Genomic DNA, 16,028 nt, shown 5'->3' on the forward strand with positions numbered 1-16,028 from the left:
GGAGGTTCTTATGTCCCTAGGTCGTGAACATGCGACAAACATCACTAAAGGCCTTATATGCAGATAGACGATTTTGGTGCGGCAACGTTTATTACCGGCAGGGACACCGCCAGAATTAAGCAAGCCACTGTAGCGCCTGCGACAGATGTTGCTTTTTTTTCGTCGTTGCTAGATCCAACGGCATCGAACACCGCAAGGGTGGCTAAAGACGGCACACCTTCGCTGCTCGCTACCACTTCAAGCCAACTTCAGGACTTAAACCGTCGCCTTGGGCGCACGTTGAAATCATCAAGTAAAACTATGGACGTTGAAAAATTCAGGGAGTATCCACGGGATTTGTCCAATGCGACGCTTACCTCGCAATTGCTCATAAAAAGCTTGGGCAAAGCTACCCAATGCATCGAAAAAATTTCTAATCTGCAATAGTGAACATGACTAAATTTCTGTCTGTCGCGTTACTTCTGGTGATTACATTCACGTTAAGCGGATGCAGCGAACGTGTAGAACTTCATCGCCAACTCTCTGAGCAAGAGGCCAACGAAGTCATAGCAGAATTAGCTGACAAACACATTCGCGCACAAAAAGTCCCAGCCAAAGATGGTGTTGTCGTCGCAGTTAATGCAACCGACATAGGGCGTGCCGTACGCACGTTAGAAGCCGCAGGCCTGCCCCGTGTTGCCAGGACGACCCTAGGCGATACCTTCCGTAAGGAAGGGGTTATTTCCACCCCACTGGAAGAGCGGGCACGCTACATTTATGCCTTGTCCCAGGAACTTGAGGCGACGTTGTCTAACATCGACGGCGTCATCGTTGCCCGCGTTCATGTAGTACTGCCAGAGCGCATCGCACCAGGAGAGCCGGTCCAACCCGCGTCCGCCTCAGTATTCATCAAGCACGACCCTCGTTTGGATCCCGATAACATCCGCGCACGCGTACGCAGGATGGTGGCGAGTAGTATTCCAGGCATGACCACTGCAGTGGATAACCCGCAGAAGCTCACGGTTATATTCGTACCAGCCGCCACTTATCAGGAACAGCAACGCCTGGTCTACTTCGGGCCATTTCTCGTCCCCAGCGACGATCTCGGATTTTGGCGAGTTGCCGTTATCGTTTCTTTGCTCAGCCTGGTGTCATGCGTGAGCGCCGGGCTATTCCTGCACAATCGGCGTCAACGCCTTAACTCAGAATCACCCGCAGCTAGCGGCACGCTTGGCCCCGCACATGATGCATAGACCTGATCATGCGATGCGTGATGAGCTGGCGTGGGCCCAGTGGTGGGCATTCCCGTGGACATGCGCTCACGAAGACTGGCGAGATGATAAGTATCACGTGCTTACACGGCTCTATCATTGTGGAAAGTCGGTGCCGGCCAGCCTTGCGGGGGTTGCACCCTGTTTGCCTCCAGCACCTCATCCCTCCGTGCTTCGCCTGGCCTTGGCCACAGCGGACCAACTTAACTTGGCGATGGCACTAGTTCACAACACGTTTAGTCCTCAGGCCGCAACGCTCTTGAGCGACAGTCATCATCTATGGTGCCTGCGTTTATCCAAGGCGTTTCCTCCCGCCATGCTGACGCCGGACGCAGATCCGTTGCAACTACTCCATAACTGGGTAGATCCCCCTATCTGGAAGCGCCTTCGCCTGCGATTCCCCCGCGAGCGCGTGCGTGAAGTTGAAAGGATCAATGTCCTGATTGAGAACGCAGGCAGCCGACTGAATATGCTATGGCAAGCCGTAGCTTGGCGCGCGATGGCACGTACTACCAATCAGATGCATCCCGAACCTGGCGGCGAGGAAACCGACGATGTTATGCCGATGCACAATTGAGTTACCTAAGGGCGCGCCTAGAGCGTCGCGTATTCTGATCCCCCGCGACGAGCTTTTAAATTGGGAGCAGGCAGATCAACTCTTGAGCCGAGCTGATGCGCAGGCCAATGAGCTGATACGCCAAGCAGAGAAAAAGTGCGAAGTACTACTGGAGACGGCCTCTCTGGAGGTCTGGCAGCGCGCAGATGCCCAATTCAAGCAGTGGGCACACGAGCGTCAAATGATGTGCGAAAGCCTAGAACGCTACGCGACATCGCTGACGAACCAGGCGATTCGTTGCCTGCTTGACGAAGCCGTTCCCCCTCAACGTCTCTCGGCCCTGATTAAACAGTTGCTTGCAAGCCAGGTCCAGGAGGTCGACGCAACACTGCTCTGCCACCCTGATGAATATGAGGAGATGAAACAGTGCCTTGCCAAATACAAGGCCACATTTTGGAAGCTTCAACCCGATGAAACTATCCCTACCCAGACTCTTGTTCTGCATACAGACGAGGGAGACTTTCGTATTAGTTGGCGGTCGATGCTCGATACTTTTTTCAACCCCGGCAAAGAACTACGCATGCAAATTTAACCGTACACCTCTTGGTGTTCTGCATGACGCGCCTCACCGAATTCATATAACAATGCACAAATAAGAGAACACATATGAACTTTTTCAAAGACCTGTCGCATGATCTTTTAAAAAAAAGCAATACCGCTCATCGACTTTACGAAGCGAACTCTCTCGCTGCAGGGGAAGACCCCTCGGACTCCACGTTGTTCTACGAACTCGCAGTAAGAACCACCACCGCTCAAATGGCATTCCTGGAGCATACCCGAGTCAAGCATATGTTGCTCAAAAGCACTTTTGAGAGCTTTCAATAAATGCGTGAATTTATCAGCGAGTGGCTACTTAGTCGCAAAGAACAGATTATCTTCTATGAAGCCGATAGCGAAATAACCTTGAAACATCAGGGGGACACGTTGTTGCTCAAGGTTCAACTGACTTCAACACACTCAGATAACGCAACGCACCAACTCTGGATGCGACTGGGCGCTGCCAGTCTGAATCACTTTCAGGGCGCACTTGCTCAGAAAGCTGACACAGGTGCGTTATGGCTGGTTCAAAGTCTGCGGGACGGGCAAGGAGAAACCCGCGTGCTCAAGTGCCTAGAACAGCTGCTCAACCAACGCGATACATGGCGCGCAGCAATCAAGCGCCTTGTTCGCCCCTCCCAGAACTTCAAACCCACTTCGCTTCGATCACTGCCTTTCTAAACTGAGAAAAGTCTATGTATAACCCCCCTTCCAAGCGCAGTAGCTTGCGCCTTGATTCGCCCGACGATTCATCTAAACGAGCGCATTGGCGGCGTAGCATGTTGGTGCTTTCCTTTCTGCTGATTCCCGCGAGTAACACGTTAGGCGCCATCCCTCCAGAATGGCGAAACACCGCCTACGCCTATGAAGCCGAGCACAAACCCCTACGAGACGTACTCGAAGACTTCGCCCAAACCTTCGGCACACAACTTCAAGTCGAAGGCCTGCTGGAAGGTAACGTCAACGGCAAGATCCGCGCTAACACCCCGCAGTCGATGCTCGATCGTCTCGGTGTAGAACACCGTTTCCAGTGGTACCTGTACAACAACACGCTCTATGTCAGCACGCTGGATCAGCAGGAATCAGCGCGCCTGGAAGTCTCTTCCGAAACCATCGCCGATCTCAAGCAGGCCCTCACCGACATCGGCCTGCTCGACAGCCGTTTCGGCTGGGGTGAGTTGCCCGAAGATGGTGTCGTGCTTGTTTCGGGGCCTCGTCGCTACATCGAGCAGATCAAGCACTTCAGCAGCCAGCGACGCTCACCGGATGAAAAGCAGAGCGTGCTGAGTTATCCGCTCAAGTTCGCGAATGCGGCGGACCGCCAAGTAGACTATCGCGGTGAAAAGCTGGCCATCCCCGGGGTGGCCAGTATTTTGCGCGGCCTGTTGGAGCCCCGCTCCAGCTCAACGCTTGCAGGGCTGAGCCAACGTCCCCACTCACAACCCGCGCCGCTCACCCCCAATACTCCCCGTCTGGGCAACCCATTGTTGGGCCAAATGCTCGGTGCTAACGCTAACCCGGCGTCATTGGACATCGGCCCTGCGCTCACACCGCGCGCCCCGGTCTCCAACAGTCGGATTCGGGTCGAAGCCGATGTGCGCAATAACGCGGTGCTGATCTATGACTTGCCAGAACGCCAGGCCATGTACCGCGAGCTGATCACCCAACTCGATGTGGCGCGCAAGCTGGTGGAAATCGACGCGATCATCCTCGATATCGAGCGCACGCAATTGCGGGAGTTTGGGGTGAACTGGGGGTTCCAGAACAGCCGTTTCCGCGGCGGGGCCAATCTGGCACCGGGCACGTCGTCACAGTTGTCGATCGAACACCGCGATCGCTTCTACGCGGACATTCGTGCCCTGGAGGCCAAGGGCCTGGCGACCATGGTCTCCAATCCCTCGGTGCTCACACTGGAAAACCAACCGGCGGTGATCGACTTCAACCGCACCCAATACCTGACGCCGGGCAGAGAGAATGCAACCATCTTGCCCGTCACTGTGGGAACCAGTTTCCAGGTGGTGCCTCGTGTGATCACCAGCCGTGGCGGCCATCAGATCCATCTGGCGGTGGATATCGAAGACGGTAACTTCGACGAGTCCAATCCTACCCCAGGCAACCTTGATGTACGCCGAGGCAAGGTCAGTACCCAGGCGGTGATGGCGGAGAAACGTTCGCTAGTGGTCGGTGGCTTCCACGTCACCGAAAACACCGACAAACACAACAAGGTGCCGCTGCTGGGTGATATTCCGCTGTTGGGCAAGGCGCTGTTCTCCTCGACCGAACGGCAGAACAACCGACGAGAGCGCTTGTTCATCCTGACCCCAAGGGTCATCGGCGATCAGTCCGACCCGTCACGCTACTTGCCCCAGGCCGACCAGGTTGAATTGCAGAAGGCCCTTGCGCCATTGGCCCGGCGCAATGCCCCTCACCCGCCGGTGATCAAGCGCAGCGATATCATCAGCACCCTGGCGCATTTGGTCAGCGGTGAAGTGCCTAAGCCCTTCAAGGCCGCACCGATGCCGCTGGCCTTGGATACGCTGTGCAGCACCCGCGACTTGCTGGCGTTGAATACCGAGCGCAGCCAGTGGTACGCAGGTCCCGAGTACAACGTTGCAGTCGTTGTGCTGCGCAACCAATTCAATCGCAATGTGCGTATCGACGAAAAAGAATGCAGCAACGCCCAGACCTTGGCCGTCAGCGTGTGGCCGCGCGCCTGGCTCAAGCCCGGTGAAGAAGCCGAGGTGTTTATCGCCATGCGCCCTGTGGTGAAGGATGAACACCTCAGCGTGCCGCGCCCTTCCTTGATCACTCCCGCTCAAAAGGCTAAACCATGAAACACCGCCTACTCTGCGTCACCCTGATCGGTACCGCGCTGCTCGTCGCCGGCTGCACCCCCACTTGCAAAGGCGACTCGTGCTCTCGCCCGCAATCGACCAAGGACAAGATGGTGATCTGGTGGCCACCGCAGATGCGTGTCGAACCGGGCCCCGCCGGGGAGCGAAAAGACTACCAAACGGTCTCTCTGGAACGATGAGCGCAACGGAAATGCCCGACGTACAACGCCAGGTATTTCTGGACAAGCTGGTGAGCGGCGCTGCCGCTCACCTGCAACTCGCCGCCGGAATTAAAGTGTGCGCACTGCAAGCCGGCATGCAGCCAGGGATGGCCTTGCTCATTGCGCGTGAATCGTTGCAACCCGGGCAACTGCAACGGGTTCTGGAGCGACGCTTTGAGTACGCGTCCTTGTACGATGGCTGCTTTGCCTACCTCGACGCCCAGAACGCACTGGTGATCTGGCACGCGCTGCCTACGGCGCGTAACGCGCTGGAAAAAACTCTCAGCCGGATGTTGTCGCTGGCCAACCTCAGCGCCCTGGACACAACCTCCAGCCGCTGATCAACGCCGCTCAAGCTCCGGCAACTCCAGGGTTTCGCGCTTGGCTTCGTCATCCAGCTCACGCAAGGTCCGGTAGATCAACGCCACGGCCTGCAGGGTTTCGCGGGGAATACTGGCACCTAGTTTTTTCTCGTAGAGCGTACGGGCCAACCAAACGCACTGGATCACCGGCACCTCGGCAGCCTTCGCCCGCACGATCAGTCGACGGGCGTCGGCGTCCGTACCTTTGCTGATCAGCAACGGCAGAGGCGTCTTACCTGGGCGGTAATACAGGGCCACTGCAAAGTGCGTCGGGTTGACCACCAGCATATCGGCCTCCTCCAGCTTGGGCAGCTTGACCTTGGGTTCCTCCTGGGCCAGTTGCTGCGCCAACGCGCGGCGCTGGCCTTTTACATGAGGGTCGCCCTCCATGTCCTTGTACTCTTTGACGACCTCGACCTGGGTCATGCGCATACGCTTGGCGAAGAAGTACTTCTGCAAGGCGAGGTCAATCAGGGCCAGCACCAATAACAACCCGAGACAGGCATGCAGCAACTGGCGAAACAGGGCGATTAGCCCCAACACGTAACTGGGCAGATCGCTGGTTGCCAGGTTGATCAGAGCCCCCAGCGAGGGCCAGACCACCACGTACACCACCAGGCCAATCAGACATGCCTTGGCGATGCTCATCAACAGATTCATCACCGACTGGGCAGAGAACATTTGCTTGAGCTGGCTGACCGGATTGAGGCGGTTGAAATCGAGCTTCAGGGCCTCCGGGGCGAACAGCAAGCCGAATTGCATCCAACTGCTGATCAGCTTCGTCGTAATCGCTACCCCGACCATCAACAGGGCAAACGAGGCAAACATCACCAGCCCTTCAACCATCACTTCTTCCAACGCCCGTCCAAACGGCTCGTTAAAGCGCGACATCGGCAATGCCATCAATTGCTGGAAACGTTGCAGGCTGGTTTCGGCGGTCAACAAGGCAATCTCACTGATGGCCGTGAGTACCACGAGCTTGGGGACGTCCTGGCTCTGGGCGACCTGGCCCTTCTTGCGCTGGTCACGCAGTTTCTTGGCGGACGCCGGGTGCTTTTTTTCCCCCGAGTCACTCATGCGCCCGAGGCCTTGAACAGCAACCCCAGCGAGTGTTTAAGCTCACCGAGCTGGAGCATGCGCCCAACGATCAGGTCCTGCAGCAAAGCAAAGTACAACAGCACAATTCCAATACCCGCCAGACACTTGACCGGCGGCGCCAGCGTACTCACCTGCAGCTGCTGGCTGTAAACCCCCAGCAACGCGATGCCGAACTCCAGCAACAACAGCACCGCGATAAAGGGCGCGGCGTACAGCATCATGTGCGTGAAGGTATCGCCCAGCAGGCCGACGAATACACTCATACCGTTCGGCGCAGGTAGCGGAAACCACACGGTCGGGGGCCAAATCAGGTAGCTGTCCCAGATCATTTGGGTCAGAGCGCCCAAGCCCAGGCTGACCATCAGCAGAAAAATCGCCAGATGCTTGAACAAGTGCCCGATCGGCGTGGCATCCGGCCCCAACGAAGGGTTGAGCTGACCACCGGCCAGCGCACCGCGCTGGTTATCCAGCAGCGCCCCCACCGCCTCGAACATCCAGAACGGCATCGCCAGCAACACGCCCAGCAATAGCCCGAGGGCCACCTCCTTGAGCGCCAACCCACCGAGCATGAGCGCCGAGTAATCCTGCCCCTGCAGCGCCGCATGGATACCCGGTGCGGGCATCAATGCCATGACCATCACAATGGTGTGCCGAGGCATGCCGCGTATGTGCTGAAAACAGAACGCCGCCACCAGGATGGCACAGGGGTAAATACGCGCCATGCCGATCAACAGACTGGGCAGGAATTCAAGGTAGAGCAGCACAGGCAAGGCCTCAGTTCAGGGCCGAGCGGCCGATCATGTCGAAGGTCAGGTTGATCAGTTGGATCAACTCCACACCAATCCAGCGTCCGGTCATGATCAGCGTGATACCCACCGCCACCAGCTTGATGCCAAAGGGCAACGTCTGGTCCTGGACCTGCATCAATGCTTGCACCAGGGACGTCAGCACACCGACCACCACCGCCACGATCAACGGTGGCGCCGACAGCACCACCACCAGCAACATGCCTTGCTTGAACAGCACGATCGGGTCCATAAGCGACTCAGAGATAGGAGAGGAACAGGCTGTCGAGCAGCCGCGACCAGCCGGACACCAGCACGAACAGCAGCAGCTTGAGCGGCAAAGAAATGGTCATGGGCGAGACCATCTGCATGCCCAGCGCCAGCAGCAGGTTGGAGACAATCAGGTCGATCACGATAAAGGGAATGTAGATCAGGAAGCCGATCTCGAAGCCGGCCTGCAACTGCGACAGCACAAAGGCGGGGATCAACAGGATCAGGTCCTCGCGCTGCACCTCTTGCGCCATCTGCGCAGGCCATAGCCGCCCAGTATTTTCCAGCAGATGGGTCAGCACATCCGGGTCCACGTTACGCAGCATGAAGGCACGCAACGGCTTGATGGCTTCTCCACCGGTCTGCAGTACCGTTTGCACGTTGCTCATATCCAGAGGCGAGGCCTTGACGCTCTCAGCGATCTCGTACCCCACCGGTGCCATGATAAATAACGTCGCGGCCAACGCGATGCCATTGATTGCCATGCTGGGCGGCACCTGCTGCACGCCGATGGCATTTCGGGTAATCATCAGCACAATCACGATTTTCAAAAACGATGTGCAGATGACCAACAATAGGGGCATCAGCGACAGCGCCCCCAGAAAAAGCGCGAGAACGAGGGGGTCTAGCCCCTGAAGTATCATCGGCCGAACATCACGCGGGACAACTGCAACCCCAGGCGACCGTCGACTTCCACCAATTGCCCCTGGCCGATGGGGCGGTCGCCGTAATAGAGGCCCGCCATTCCCGGCGCGTAACCGGCAATGCCCAGCACTGAGCCGGGTGCGAGATTGCGCAGCTCGCCCAAGGTCAGGTTCAACGTGCCGCAGCGCACATTCAACGCCATGCTCAACTCATCGAAGGGCTCGTGGCCGAACACATCCACCACGGGTTCATCTTCTTCATATTCCGAGTAATGGGGGGCTGAAAATTCTTCGTCCATGGACGTGTCCTCGATAGAAGTAAGGGTCAGGCACAAAGCCCCGGTAGCATCGTCAATACAGCCATGCAGCCGCTGTTTGCCAACTTGCAGATAACCTTTGCCCTGGGCTTGAAAAAAGGGTTGTTCAAGCATCAGCACATCGCCTGTGCGCAGGCCGCGCACCTGTGCAATCGGTAGCTGCAAGCGCCCAAGGGTCACGGCAATTGCCAGCTGGAATCGCGCCGGCAGCGGCTCGGCGGTGTCGCGCCAGGGTCCGGCCTCGCACAACGCCAGGAAGCTGTCCGGGGTCAGCCACACAAAGCTATCCACCCGAGAGGCCCCCAGGGTGATGCAGAGCCGGCAACCAAAGCCCTTGGGACGGTCGGTTTCCAGCAAGCGCACATGCCCCAACAGCGCACTCACCTGCGGGCTAAGGTGGTGTTGGAACACGGCCCAAAACCAAGAATCCGGATCGTTGCCGGAAGGGGCCAGTGTCACCGGGCACTCGCCCAGCAGGCTGAGCACCGGCCCTGCTTGCGCGAACGCCAGCACGCCACACGCGGTCTCGAAGCAAAAGAACTCGGGCCGTGTGGGCGCTCGCCCAGGCTCCAGTCGCAATTCACCGCTCTGGCCGGCAACCTGAAACGCCATACGCAGGCCGCGCCCCAGGCGACGGCGCGCGGCAACCGTGGTGGCCCTGATCGAAGGTAGAGTTAAGGTCGGCACTATCATGCGCACCCGACAGCCGGCAGAAGCAGATTGACCGGCATCCCCAGCTCTCCCGAAAACCGCTCTTCACATTGTTGTCGCACGCCGCTGAGCCAGCGCGCCGTGGCGTCATGTTCCGCCTCCAGTTCGATGGTCCAGGCGTTCGGCTCACGGCGCACGCTGGCGTTGATCCGCCCCAGCCGGGGTAAATACAAAACCGCCTGCAGCGGCCAGTTGGCGCCGGCCTGTATACGAGGGGCCAACTGTTCGGCGAGGGCCTGCATCATGGCGGCATCGGTCGATGTCTTGACGCCCGATAAGGACGCTCCCGACCCAAAGCCTTCATCGTTATCGGCAAACAGCTGAGCGAACAATCGCCCCTGTTCCCAAGCCACTACACCCATAGCGCCGGGCTCGCGTTCCTCACGCGCGTCACTGGGACGCGGCCGCTCGATGGGTTTATTTGAAACCTGAGTCATGTCGGCTCCTGAGCCAGAAGGAGCGATAACTCCTGAAGTTTTTCCACCTGCCGCAGACACTCAGTGACGTGCTTCTGAGCGCTTCCAACGCGGCGTTCCTTTTCGCCCTGCTGATCTTGTAGTTGCACCAACTGGCCTTGTTCGCGCCGGGTACTGGCAGATAACGAGCGTTCCCGCGCGCCCCAGGATTTCAACTCCTTCAGGCTCAGCACCTGCCCCTGATGCTGACTGAGCAATTCAGCACTTTTGCGGGCCTCTTCCTGTCGAGTCTGTTCAAGGGCGTCCTGGGCCCGTTGGATATGGGCGAGCAGCGCCTGCTGGGCGCGCTTGGCCTCGCGTAGCGCGCGCTCGGCACGGTCGGCTCGATGCCGGCGCAGACGTCGCAGCGTCTCCACCTCACCCTGCAATACATCAGAATGGGACATGGGCGGTGAGCTCCTTGAGTTGCTCCAGCGTGTGCGCCATCGGCGTAGGCTCGCGCAGATCCTGGCGCAGGAAACCATCGACCGCCTGACGGCTGTCCACCGCGAGGTCAGTGAGAGGGTCGCTGCCGGGTTGGTACTCCCCCAACTTGAGCATCAGCTCGATCTGTTGGTAGGCCGACAGCAAACGTCTCAACCCGGTGCCGGCCTGGATATCTTCAGGGGCCGCGACGTTGCTCAAAATCCGTGAAAGGCTCGCCAGCACATCCACCGCCGGGTAGTGTCCGCGCTCGGCCAATTTGCGTGACAGCACGATGTGGCCGTCGAGCAGCGAGCGAACTTCATCGGCCACAGGATCGTTCATGGAGTCCTGCTCGATCAGCACCGTATAGATCGCCGTGATCACGCCGTCGCGGGTCAACCCGGCACGTTCCACCAGGCGAGGCAGCAGGCTGTAAACCGACGGTGGCAAGCCTCCGCGTCCCAAGGGTTCGCCGGCAGCCAGGCCGATTTCGCGCTGGGCCCTGGCGAATCGAGTCAAAGAGTCAATCAGTAGCAATACCCGCTGCCCCTTGCGACGAAAACTTTCCGCCAATGCCGTGGCGGTAAACGCGGCGCGGGCGCGCTCCATGCTGGAGCGGTCGGAGGTGGCGCACACCAGTACCGCTTTGGCGCGCAGTTGTTCGTCCAGTTCATGATCGAGAAACTCACGCAATTCACGACCCCGTTCGCCGATCAGGCCGAACACGATGACATCGCATTCGACGTTGCGCGCGATCTCGGCCAGCAGGGTGGTCTTGCCGCAACCGGCCCCGGCGAACAGGCCTACGCGCTGCCCCTCGCCCAACGTCATCAGGCCATCGATCGAACGCACGCCGGTGGCCAGCGCCCGGTTGATTCTGGGGCGCTCGGTGGGCAACGGCGCCTCACATAACACGGCGCTGGTGTCCGGCAAGTCAGCCTCGACAAAGGCGCTGGGCCCCTCCCCCGTGATCGGCCGCCCAAAGCCATCCAGCACCTGGCCCAGTAGCGCATCGCTGACCTGCACCCGATGGGAGACACCCAGGCGCTCCACGCCGGCCCCCACCCGCACGCCTTCGAGATTACCCAGGGCACTGAGTACCGCGTCCTGCTGATCGAAACCGATGATCTCGGCGAGCATGTAGTCGCCGGGGCTTTTTTCCACCTGGCACAAATCGCCGATACGCGCCTGCGGCAAGCGGCACTGCAGCAGCATGCCGTTAACGCGCTGGATGCGACCGCGCATCGTCACCGGCGCAAAACTGGCCAGTGACTGGGCCTGACGCTGCTGCCAAACCTCGAGCCGCGCTTGCACATCCAAACTCACCAGCGCACCTCATAACGCTGGGCGCCATCGAAGACCACCTTGGTGTTGTCGATCAGCACCAGCCGCAGCCCTTCCACTTCGTCTCCGACAAACAGTCGGCCGCCCTCTTCCAGGACCACATGGCCATTGGGCCCGCCGACGATTTGCACAATCTTGAAAGGCAGTGCCCCATCGCGCACACGCACACGGCTGATCACCGGCACGGCGCTGTCGAACTGCTCGCCAAAACGGGCAAGCATGCGCGCCACCAGTTCCACCTCGTCCTGGGAAACATCACCGCTGAGGGCAACCTGGCCATTGATCACTTGCAGACTGACGCGCTGGCTCAACTCACGCTCGCCGAGCATCTTCAACAGCTGCTGGCGCACTTCAAATGGCGTGGCCAACTCGTGCTTTCGGACTACCGGCGGCATCAAGGAAGCCTGGGCCTCGGGCTCCCCGGTTGAAATCATGCCCATCACTACAATGATGGCCGTGACCACCAACACCACGCTGATCAAGCGCTTCTGCTGTGCTTGCGGGATGGACGATAGCGTGAACCCCCGCGCCGGTTCAGGAGACGGGGACGGGGGCGGCGATAGCGGTGCCGGCGCGTAAGGCTGGGGCCAGGGCTGATCGGCCAAGGTGACACACAACTGCACCTCGCCCACCCAAAACGGTATGTTCAGCTCCAGGTTCGCGATCTGCGCCAGCATCCGCCCTTCGGCGTCTCGCAGCAGCCCCGCCTCCGCCTGCACCGACCAATTAGCGTCAGTAAAACGAAGACGCGCATGCTGCTCTTCGATCCCCGGACCGTTAAGCACCAGGTCAGCATCCCCATGGGCGCCGATGCTCCACTGCTCACCAAACAATGGCAACGCAGCGCCCTGGCTCAGGCCATCAAGTACCCGCAGCTCAAGCATCATAGAGCCCTCCACACAGGCCATGGCGAGATCCTCATGCCACCGCACCACGCATCAGATCGTCCTGGCCCAGATCGATGCGCCCCAGTACCTTGACCTTGGAGGTACTCGCCAACTCGGCAAACGACAACACGGCAACGTGGTTGAACTCCTCCACCAGCAGGGTACGCAGCGGGCTGCGCAGGTCTTGCGCTACCAGCAGCACGCTTTTGCTTTTGGGCCTCACGGCAAAGGCCTGATTGAGCAGGTTGATCAACGCCGCGCTGTGTTCGTCGTCCAGCGCGAAGAACACACCGGTCTGGGTCTGGCGCAGGGCCTCACGCAAAATGTTTTCACTCTGGGGCGAGAGCAGCCACGCATGCAGGCCATCGGCTTCGCTGTACTGGTGGAAGATCTGCGCCTTGAGGGCAATGCGCGCGTAGTCGGCCAGGGCTTCCGGCTCCCGCTCATGCTGACCGTATTCGATCAGCGACTCGACGATCAGCCGCACCGCCCGCAACGGCACTCCCTCACTGGCCAGGCGCTGCAGCACCGCCGAAAAACGCGACAGCGGCATGATGCGTTGCAGTTCCTGAACCAATTCCGGCTGGTTGTGCTCCAGCCAACTGAGGATCGATTTGCTCTCCTGGATCCCAAGGAACTGGGGCCCACTGAGCATCATGGCTTGCTTCATGCGCTCGATGATCAAGGTCGTCGCCGTGAAACGCTCCAGTTGCGGGTCGTCAAGCAGCGGGTCATTCGGTGGCAGCCAGATCCAGTTCTGCTCGTCGCGCTCAACCGACCCGGGTATGCCATGCTCAGGCTCCACCGTCAGCGCTTTGCGATCGACCGCCAGAAGGCTGACGAGCGACGCTTTGACCATCGGCACTTCATGCACACAGAAACGCATTTCATCGACGGGCAATGAATCATCCAGCTCGACTTCGAAGGGCGGCAGCGTCAGGCCGATATTGGCTACCAATGCATTTCGCGACTGTCGGATCCCGTGAATAAGCTCGGTCACTTCCGGCGTTCCGCGCAGGGACGGCGGAAACTGCAACAGGTACGGTCGCGACGGATCGAAGCCGCGCAAGTCCTCTCGCCCGTTCTCTTCAGGACGCACGACCTCGGTGGTTTCAGCGGCAGGTTCTGCCTGTTTTTGACGCTGGCGCACCAGGTAATAGCCCAAGGTTCCCGTGATCAGCGAGATCAGGATAAACACCCCGGTCGGCATGCCGGGTACTACGGCGAAGGCCAGCATCCCCACCGATGCAATCACCCAGCTCTTGGGCTCGCTGGTCATTTGCCGGGCGATTTCGGCCCCCATGTTACTGATGCCTTTGCGCCCATCCGGTGCCACGCGGGTGATGATCATACCGGCCGTCAGCGAGATCAACAGAGCAGGAATCTGCGCGATCAGCCCATCACCGATGGTCAGCACCGAGTACAACGCCATCGAGTCTGATGCACTCAACCCATGCTGGAACATGCCCGTGGAGAAACCGCCCAACAGGTTGACCACCACAATGATCAAGCCTGCGATAGCGTCGCCCTTGACGAACTTCATTGCCCCGTCCATGGCGCCGAACAACTGGCTCTCACGGGATAACTGCTCACGCTTGTCGCGTGCCTGCGCACCGTCGATCAGGCCGGCACGCAAGTCACTGTCGATGGACATCTGTTTGCCTGGCATTGCATCCAGACTAAAGCGCGCCGCAACCTCGGCCACCCGCTCCGAGCCCTTGGTAATCACCAGGAAGTTGACCAGCGTAAGGATCAGGAAGATCACCATGCCCACCGCCAGGTTGCCTCCCACCACGAAGTTGCCGAAGGCCTCGACAATGTCGCCCGCATCCTGCTCCAGCAGGATCAGGCGCGTGGTCGCGATCGACAGCGCGAGTCGGAACATGGTGGTCAGCAACAGAATTGACGGGAACGAGGAAAACGCCAGCGGCCCCGGCAAGTACAACGCCAGGACAATCAACAGGCACGAGATACAGATATTCAGCGCAATCAGGATATCCACCAGCCAGGTGGGCAACGGCACGATAAAAATGAACACGATGGCCATGACCACCACCGCGCCGAGAACTTCGGCGCGCTGGGCCACTTTGAGCAGGACACGGTTGATGGCCGACAATGCGGTCACGTCGCGGCCCTCGGCTCGCCAGCAAAGCGTTTGGGCCCACGTACACTGCGGTCCAACTCATCGATCACTAGCAAGAGCATATGCAGAGTCTCACGGCGGGTCTGGCTGTCCCCCCACAACGCCAGGGGCATCTGCTGCAGTAGCGGGTAAAACGCGTTGAGGACGACCAACTTCTGAGCGATCGAGCCACCGCCCAGATCAGTGCCCAGGCGCAAGAATTCACCGGCATCAATACCGCTACCGGCGTAACCCAACAGCCGCTGCAGCAATTCCACGGCGTCATGCCCGACACCCAGGCGCTCAATCAACGCACGGCAGCCGGCCAAGACGCCGCTCAACTGTCCGCAGCTTTGCAGCCCCAACAATAAGGTGCGCAACACGGCCGTGGGGCTTGACGACACCAGCGCGGCAATATCGTCCGCCAAGGCTTTACGCATGATCTTGAGCCCATCGTGAAACCGCTCGCCACCATAGACCCCCAGCAACGCCTGCATCATCGTGGCCAGCGATTGCCGCGCCACTACGCTGGCGTAGTAGAGCGTACGCAGGGCCTGGCGCTCCTGCGGATCGATACTCGCCGTCTGCAGCGCCGAGGCGATGTTCAGCCCGGCCTGGATCTCCCCTTTGAAACGGATTTCCAACCGGTTAATGGCATCGCGCGCCAAGGCGGCCTCAGCCGGACGCGCTTCGCTGTCCGCATGAGCCGCCACATACTTGAGCACCACAAATGCGCGTGCCGGGTCCCGCCCCGTCAGCTCCAGCAACTTCTCGACAGTGGGCTTCTGCAGCAATAGCATCCTGACTCGACGGGAGATCGCAGCCATGGTCGCTTGGGCCGGATGACCCAACTGATCGTACAGCTGCACCATATGTTCGACGGGAGGGATGGGAAATCCCATCTTGCGTTCGCTCAACGGTCGGGAATTGGCGTCCACTTCCTGACTGAACAAGAACGAAAGTTCGTCAGCAGCCTTCGTGGGCATCGCCACGGTAGCGGGATTTAGAACCGGTTGATCCAAGCGTTGGTTCGCTTGCACATCATTTTTGGATTCGACTTTCATGGACTGACCAGCACAGGAAGAGTGTTTCCCTGTGTGGCAAGACCTTCCTGAGCGGTTCCATCAAAAATGATCTCAGGACAAATTT

The 16,028-nt window shown here is 59.3% G+C and carries 20 protein-coding genes; 9 read left to right on the forward strand and 11 right to left on the reverse strand.

The annotated features are described in order from the left end of the window. Nucleotides 1-57: 57 nt before the first annotated feature. From K1567_RS12605 to K1567_RS12645, 9 genes are all read left to right on the forward strand, one after another. Nucleotides 58-426, forward strand: a complete 369-nt coding sequence (locus K1567_RS12605; RefSeq protein ID WP_169867953.1) for an EscI/YscI/HrpB family type III secretion system inner rod protein — start codon at nucleotides 58-60, stop codon at nucleotides 424-426. A gap of 5 nt (nucleotides 427-431) precedes the next feature. Then, a complete protein-coding gene (sctJ, locus tag K1567_RS12610; RefSeq protein ID WP_034095777.1) occupies nucleotides 432-1,232 on the forward strand; it encodes a type III secretion system inner membrane ring lipoprotein SctJ in 801 nt (266 codons plus the stop codon). A 334-nt stretch (nucleotides 1,233-1,566) separates the two neighbouring features. Beyond that, nucleotides 1,567-1,827, forward strand: a complete 261-nt coding sequence (locus tag K1567_RS27530) for a hypothetical protein (protein WP_244192360.1) — start codon at nucleotides 1,567-1,569, stop codon at nucleotides 1,825-1,827. Next, nucleotides 1,805-2,398, forward strand: coding sequence for a type III secretion system stator protein SctL (sctL, locus tag K1567_RS12620; protein ID WP_034095776.1), 594 nt, complete (start codon nucleotides 1,805-1,807; stop codon nucleotides 2,396-2,398). The genes K1567_RS27530 and sctL overlap by 23 nt, the downstream gene beginning before the upstream one ends. A 74-nt stretch (nucleotides 2,399-2,472) precedes the next feature. Continuing rightward, nucleotides 2,473-2,691: a hypothetical protein gene (locus K1567_RS12625; RefSeq protein WP_034095775.1), complete on the forward strand. Its 219-nt coding sequence runs from the start codon at nucleotides 2,473-2,475 to the stop codon at nucleotides 2,689-2,691. Then, a complete protein-coding gene (locus K1567_RS12630) occupies nucleotides 2,692-3,084 on the forward strand; it encodes a hypothetical protein (RefSeq protein ID WP_034095774.1) in 393 nt (130 codons plus the stop codon). Nucleotides 3,085-3,098: 14 nt separating this feature from the next. Next, nucleotides 3,099-5,237: a type III secretion system outer membrane ring subunit SctC gene (sctC, locus tag K1567_RS12635; protein ID WP_220698540.1), complete on the forward strand. Its 2,139-nt coding sequence runs from the start codon at nucleotides 3,099-3,101 to the stop codon at nucleotides 5,235-5,237. Next, a complete protein-coding gene (gene hrpT / locus K1567_RS12640) occupies nucleotides 5,234-5,437 on the forward strand; it encodes an HrpT family type III secretion system protein (RefSeq protein WP_034095772.1) in 204 nt (67 codons plus the stop codon). The genes sctC and hrpT overlap by 4 nt, the downstream gene beginning before the upstream one ends. Nucleotides 5,438-5,448: 11 nt before the next feature. Next, entirely contained in the window at nucleotides 5,449-5,799 is a 351-nt protein-coding gene (locus tag K1567_RS12645; protein WP_169867951.1) for a transcriptional regulator, read from the forward strand. Here the strand turns inward: K1567_RS12645 and sctU are convergent, their stop codons facing one another. The 11 genes from sctU to K1567_RS12700 are packed head-to-tail and all read right to left on the reverse strand — an operon-like array spanning nucleotide 5,800 to nucleotide 15,943. Further along, nucleotides 5,800-6,897, reverse strand: coding sequence for a type III secretion system export apparatus subunit SctU (sctU, locus tag K1567_RS12650; RefSeq protein ID WP_169867950.1), 1,098 nt, complete (start codon nucleotides 6,895-6,897; stop codon nucleotides 5,800-5,802). After that, nucleotides 6,894-7,682 (reverse strand): type III secretion system export apparatus subunit SctT, encoded by a 789-nt coding sequence (gene sctT / locus K1567_RS12655; protein WP_220698541.1) that lies wholly within the window; start codon nucleotides 7,680-7,682, stop codon nucleotides 6,894-6,896. Before sctT ends, sctU begins: the two co-directional genes overlap by 4 nt. A 10-nt stretch (nucleotides 7,683-7,692) precedes the next feature. Continuing rightward, the gene (gene sctS / locus K1567_RS12660) at nucleotides 7,693-7,956 is read right to left on the reverse strand and encodes a type III secretion system export apparatus subunit SctS (protein ID WP_034095768.1); all 264 of its coding nucleotides are present in this window, start codon (nucleotides 7,954-7,956) and stop codon (nucleotides 7,693-7,695) included. 7 nt (nucleotides 7,957-7,963) lie between these two features. After that, nucleotides 7,964-8,617, reverse strand: a complete 654-nt coding sequence (gene sctR / locus K1567_RS12665; RefSeq protein ID WP_034095767.1) for a type III secretion system export apparatus subunit SctR — start codon at nucleotides 8,615-8,617, stop codon at nucleotides 7,964-7,966. Continuing rightward, nucleotides 8,614-9,627, reverse strand: coding sequence for a FliM/FliN family flagellar motor switch protein (locus tag K1567_RS12670; RefSeq protein ID WP_034095766.1), 1,014 nt, complete (start codon nucleotides 9,625-9,627; stop codon nucleotides 8,614-8,616). The genes sctR and K1567_RS12670 overlap by 4 nt, the downstream gene beginning before the upstream one ends. Then, nucleotides 9,624-10,082: a type III secretion system HrpP C-terminal domain-containing protein gene (locus tag K1567_RS12675; RefSeq protein WP_169867949.1), complete on the reverse strand. Its 459-nt coding sequence runs from the start codon at nucleotides 10,080-10,082 to the stop codon at nucleotides 9,624-9,626. The genes K1567_RS12670 and K1567_RS12675 overlap by 4 nt, the downstream gene beginning before the upstream one ends. After that, a complete protein-coding gene (locus tag K1567_RS12680) occupies nucleotides 10,079-10,507 on the reverse strand; it encodes a type III secretion system stalk subunit SctO (RefSeq protein WP_034111670.1) in 429 nt (142 codons plus the stop codon). The genes K1567_RS12675 and K1567_RS12680 overlap by 4 nt, the downstream gene beginning before the upstream one ends. Then, a complete protein-coding gene (locus K1567_RS12685) occupies nucleotides 10,494-11,852 on the reverse strand; it encodes a FliI/YscN family ATPase (RefSeq protein ID WP_040267191.1) in 1,359 nt (452 codons plus the stop codon). The genes K1567_RS12680 and K1567_RS12685 overlap by 14 nt, the downstream gene beginning before the upstream one ends. Continuing rightward, the gene (locus K1567_RS12690) at nucleotides 11,849-12,754 is read right to left on the reverse strand and encodes an FHA domain-containing protein (RefSeq protein WP_220699038.1); all 906 of its coding nucleotides are present in this window, start codon (nucleotides 12,752-12,754) and stop codon (nucleotides 11,849-11,851) included. Before K1567_RS12690 ends, K1567_RS12685 begins: the two co-directional genes overlap by 4 nt. Nucleotides 12,755-12,788: 34 nt before the next feature. Then, a complete protein-coding gene (gene sctV / locus K1567_RS12695; RefSeq protein WP_034095762.1) occupies nucleotides 12,789-14,882 on the reverse strand; it encodes a type III secretion system export apparatus subunit SctV in 2,094 nt (697 codons plus the stop codon). After that, nucleotides 14,879-15,943 carry a TyeA family type III secretion system gatekeeper subunit gene (locus K1567_RS12700; protein ID WP_034095761.1) on the reverse strand — a complete coding sequence of 355 codons (1,065 nt, stop codon included), beginning with the start codon at nucleotides 15,941-15,943 and terminating at the stop codon, nucleotides 14,879-14,881. The genes sctV and K1567_RS12700 overlap by 4 nt, the downstream gene beginning before the upstream one ends. Nucleotides 15,944-16,028: the final 85 nt, after the last annotated feature.

Source organism: Pseudomonas sp. S5F11 (assembly GCF_019641515.1).
In the GTDB taxonomy this organism is placed as follows: domain Bacteria; phylum Pseudomonadota; class Gammaproteobacteria; order Pseudomonadales; family Pseudomonadaceae; genus Aquipseudomonas; species Aquipseudomonas rhodesiae.

Bases quoted from the DNA above. Each gene is read 5' to 3' on its own strand.
- K1567_RS12605 (WP_169867953.1), top strand. From the start codon at position 58: ATGCAGATAGACGATTTTGGTGCGGCAACGTTTATTACCGGCAGGGAC.
- sctJ (WP_034095777.1), top strand. From the start codon at position 432: ATGACTAAATTTCTGTCTGTCGCGTTACTTCTGGTGATTACATTCACG.
- K1567_RS27530 (WP_244192360.1), top strand. From the start codon at position 1,567: ATGCTGACGCCGGACGCAGATCCGTTGCAACTACTCCATAACTGGGTA.
- sctL (WP_034095776.1), top strand. From the start codon at position 1,805: ATGTTATGCCGATGCACAATTGAGTTACCTAAGGGCGCGCCTAGAGCG.
- K1567_RS12625 (WP_034095775.1), top strand. From the start codon at position 2,473: ATGAACTTTTTCAAAGACCTGTCGCATGATCTTTTAAAAAAAAGCAAT.
- K1567_RS12630 (WP_034095774.1), top strand. From the start codon at position 2,692: ATGCGTGAATTTATCAGCGAGTGGCTACTTAGTCGCAAAGAACAGATT.
- sctC (WP_220698540.1), top strand. From the start codon at position 3,099: ATGTATAACCCCCCTTCCAAGCGCAGTAGCTTGCGCCTTGATTCGCCC.
- hrpT (WP_034095772.1), top strand. From the start codon at position 5,234: ATGAAACACCGCCTACTCTGCGTCACCCTGATCGGTACCGCGCTGCTC.
- K1567_RS12645 (WP_169867951.1), top strand. From the start codon at position 5,449: ATGCCCGACGTACAACGCCAGGTATTTCTGGACAAGCTGGTGAGCGGC.
- sctU (WP_169867950.1), bottom strand. From the start codon at position 6,897: ATGAGTGACTCGGGGGAAAAAAAGCACCCGGCGTCCGCCAAGAAACTG.
- sctS (WP_034095768.1), bottom strand. From the start codon at position 7,956: ATGGACCCGATCGTGCTGTTCAAGCAAGGCATGTTGCTGGTGGTGGTG.
- sctR (WP_034095767.1), bottom strand. From the start codon at position 8,617: ATGATACTTCAGGGGCTAGACCCCCTCGTTCTCGCGCTTTTTCTGGGG.
- K1567_RS12670 (WP_034095766.1), bottom strand. From the start codon at position 9,627: ATGATAGTGCCGACCTTAACTCTACCTTCGATCAGGGCCACCACGGTT.
- K1567_RS12675 (WP_169867949.1), bottom strand. From the start codon at position 10,082: ATGACTCAGGTTTCAAATAAACCCATCGAGCGGCCGCGTCCCAGTGAC.
- K1567_RS12680 (WP_034111670.1), bottom strand. From the start codon at position 10,507: ATGTCCCATTCTGATGTATTGCAGGGTGAGGTGGAGACGCTGCGACGT.
- K1567_RS12690 (WP_220699038.1), bottom strand. From the start codon at position 12,754: ATGCTTGAGCTGCGGGTACTTGATGGCCTGAGCCAGGGCGCTGCGTTG.
- K1567_RS12700 (WP_034095761.1), bottom strand. From the start codon at position 15,943: ATGAAAGTCGAATCCAAAAATGATGTGCAAGCGAACCAACGCTTGGAT.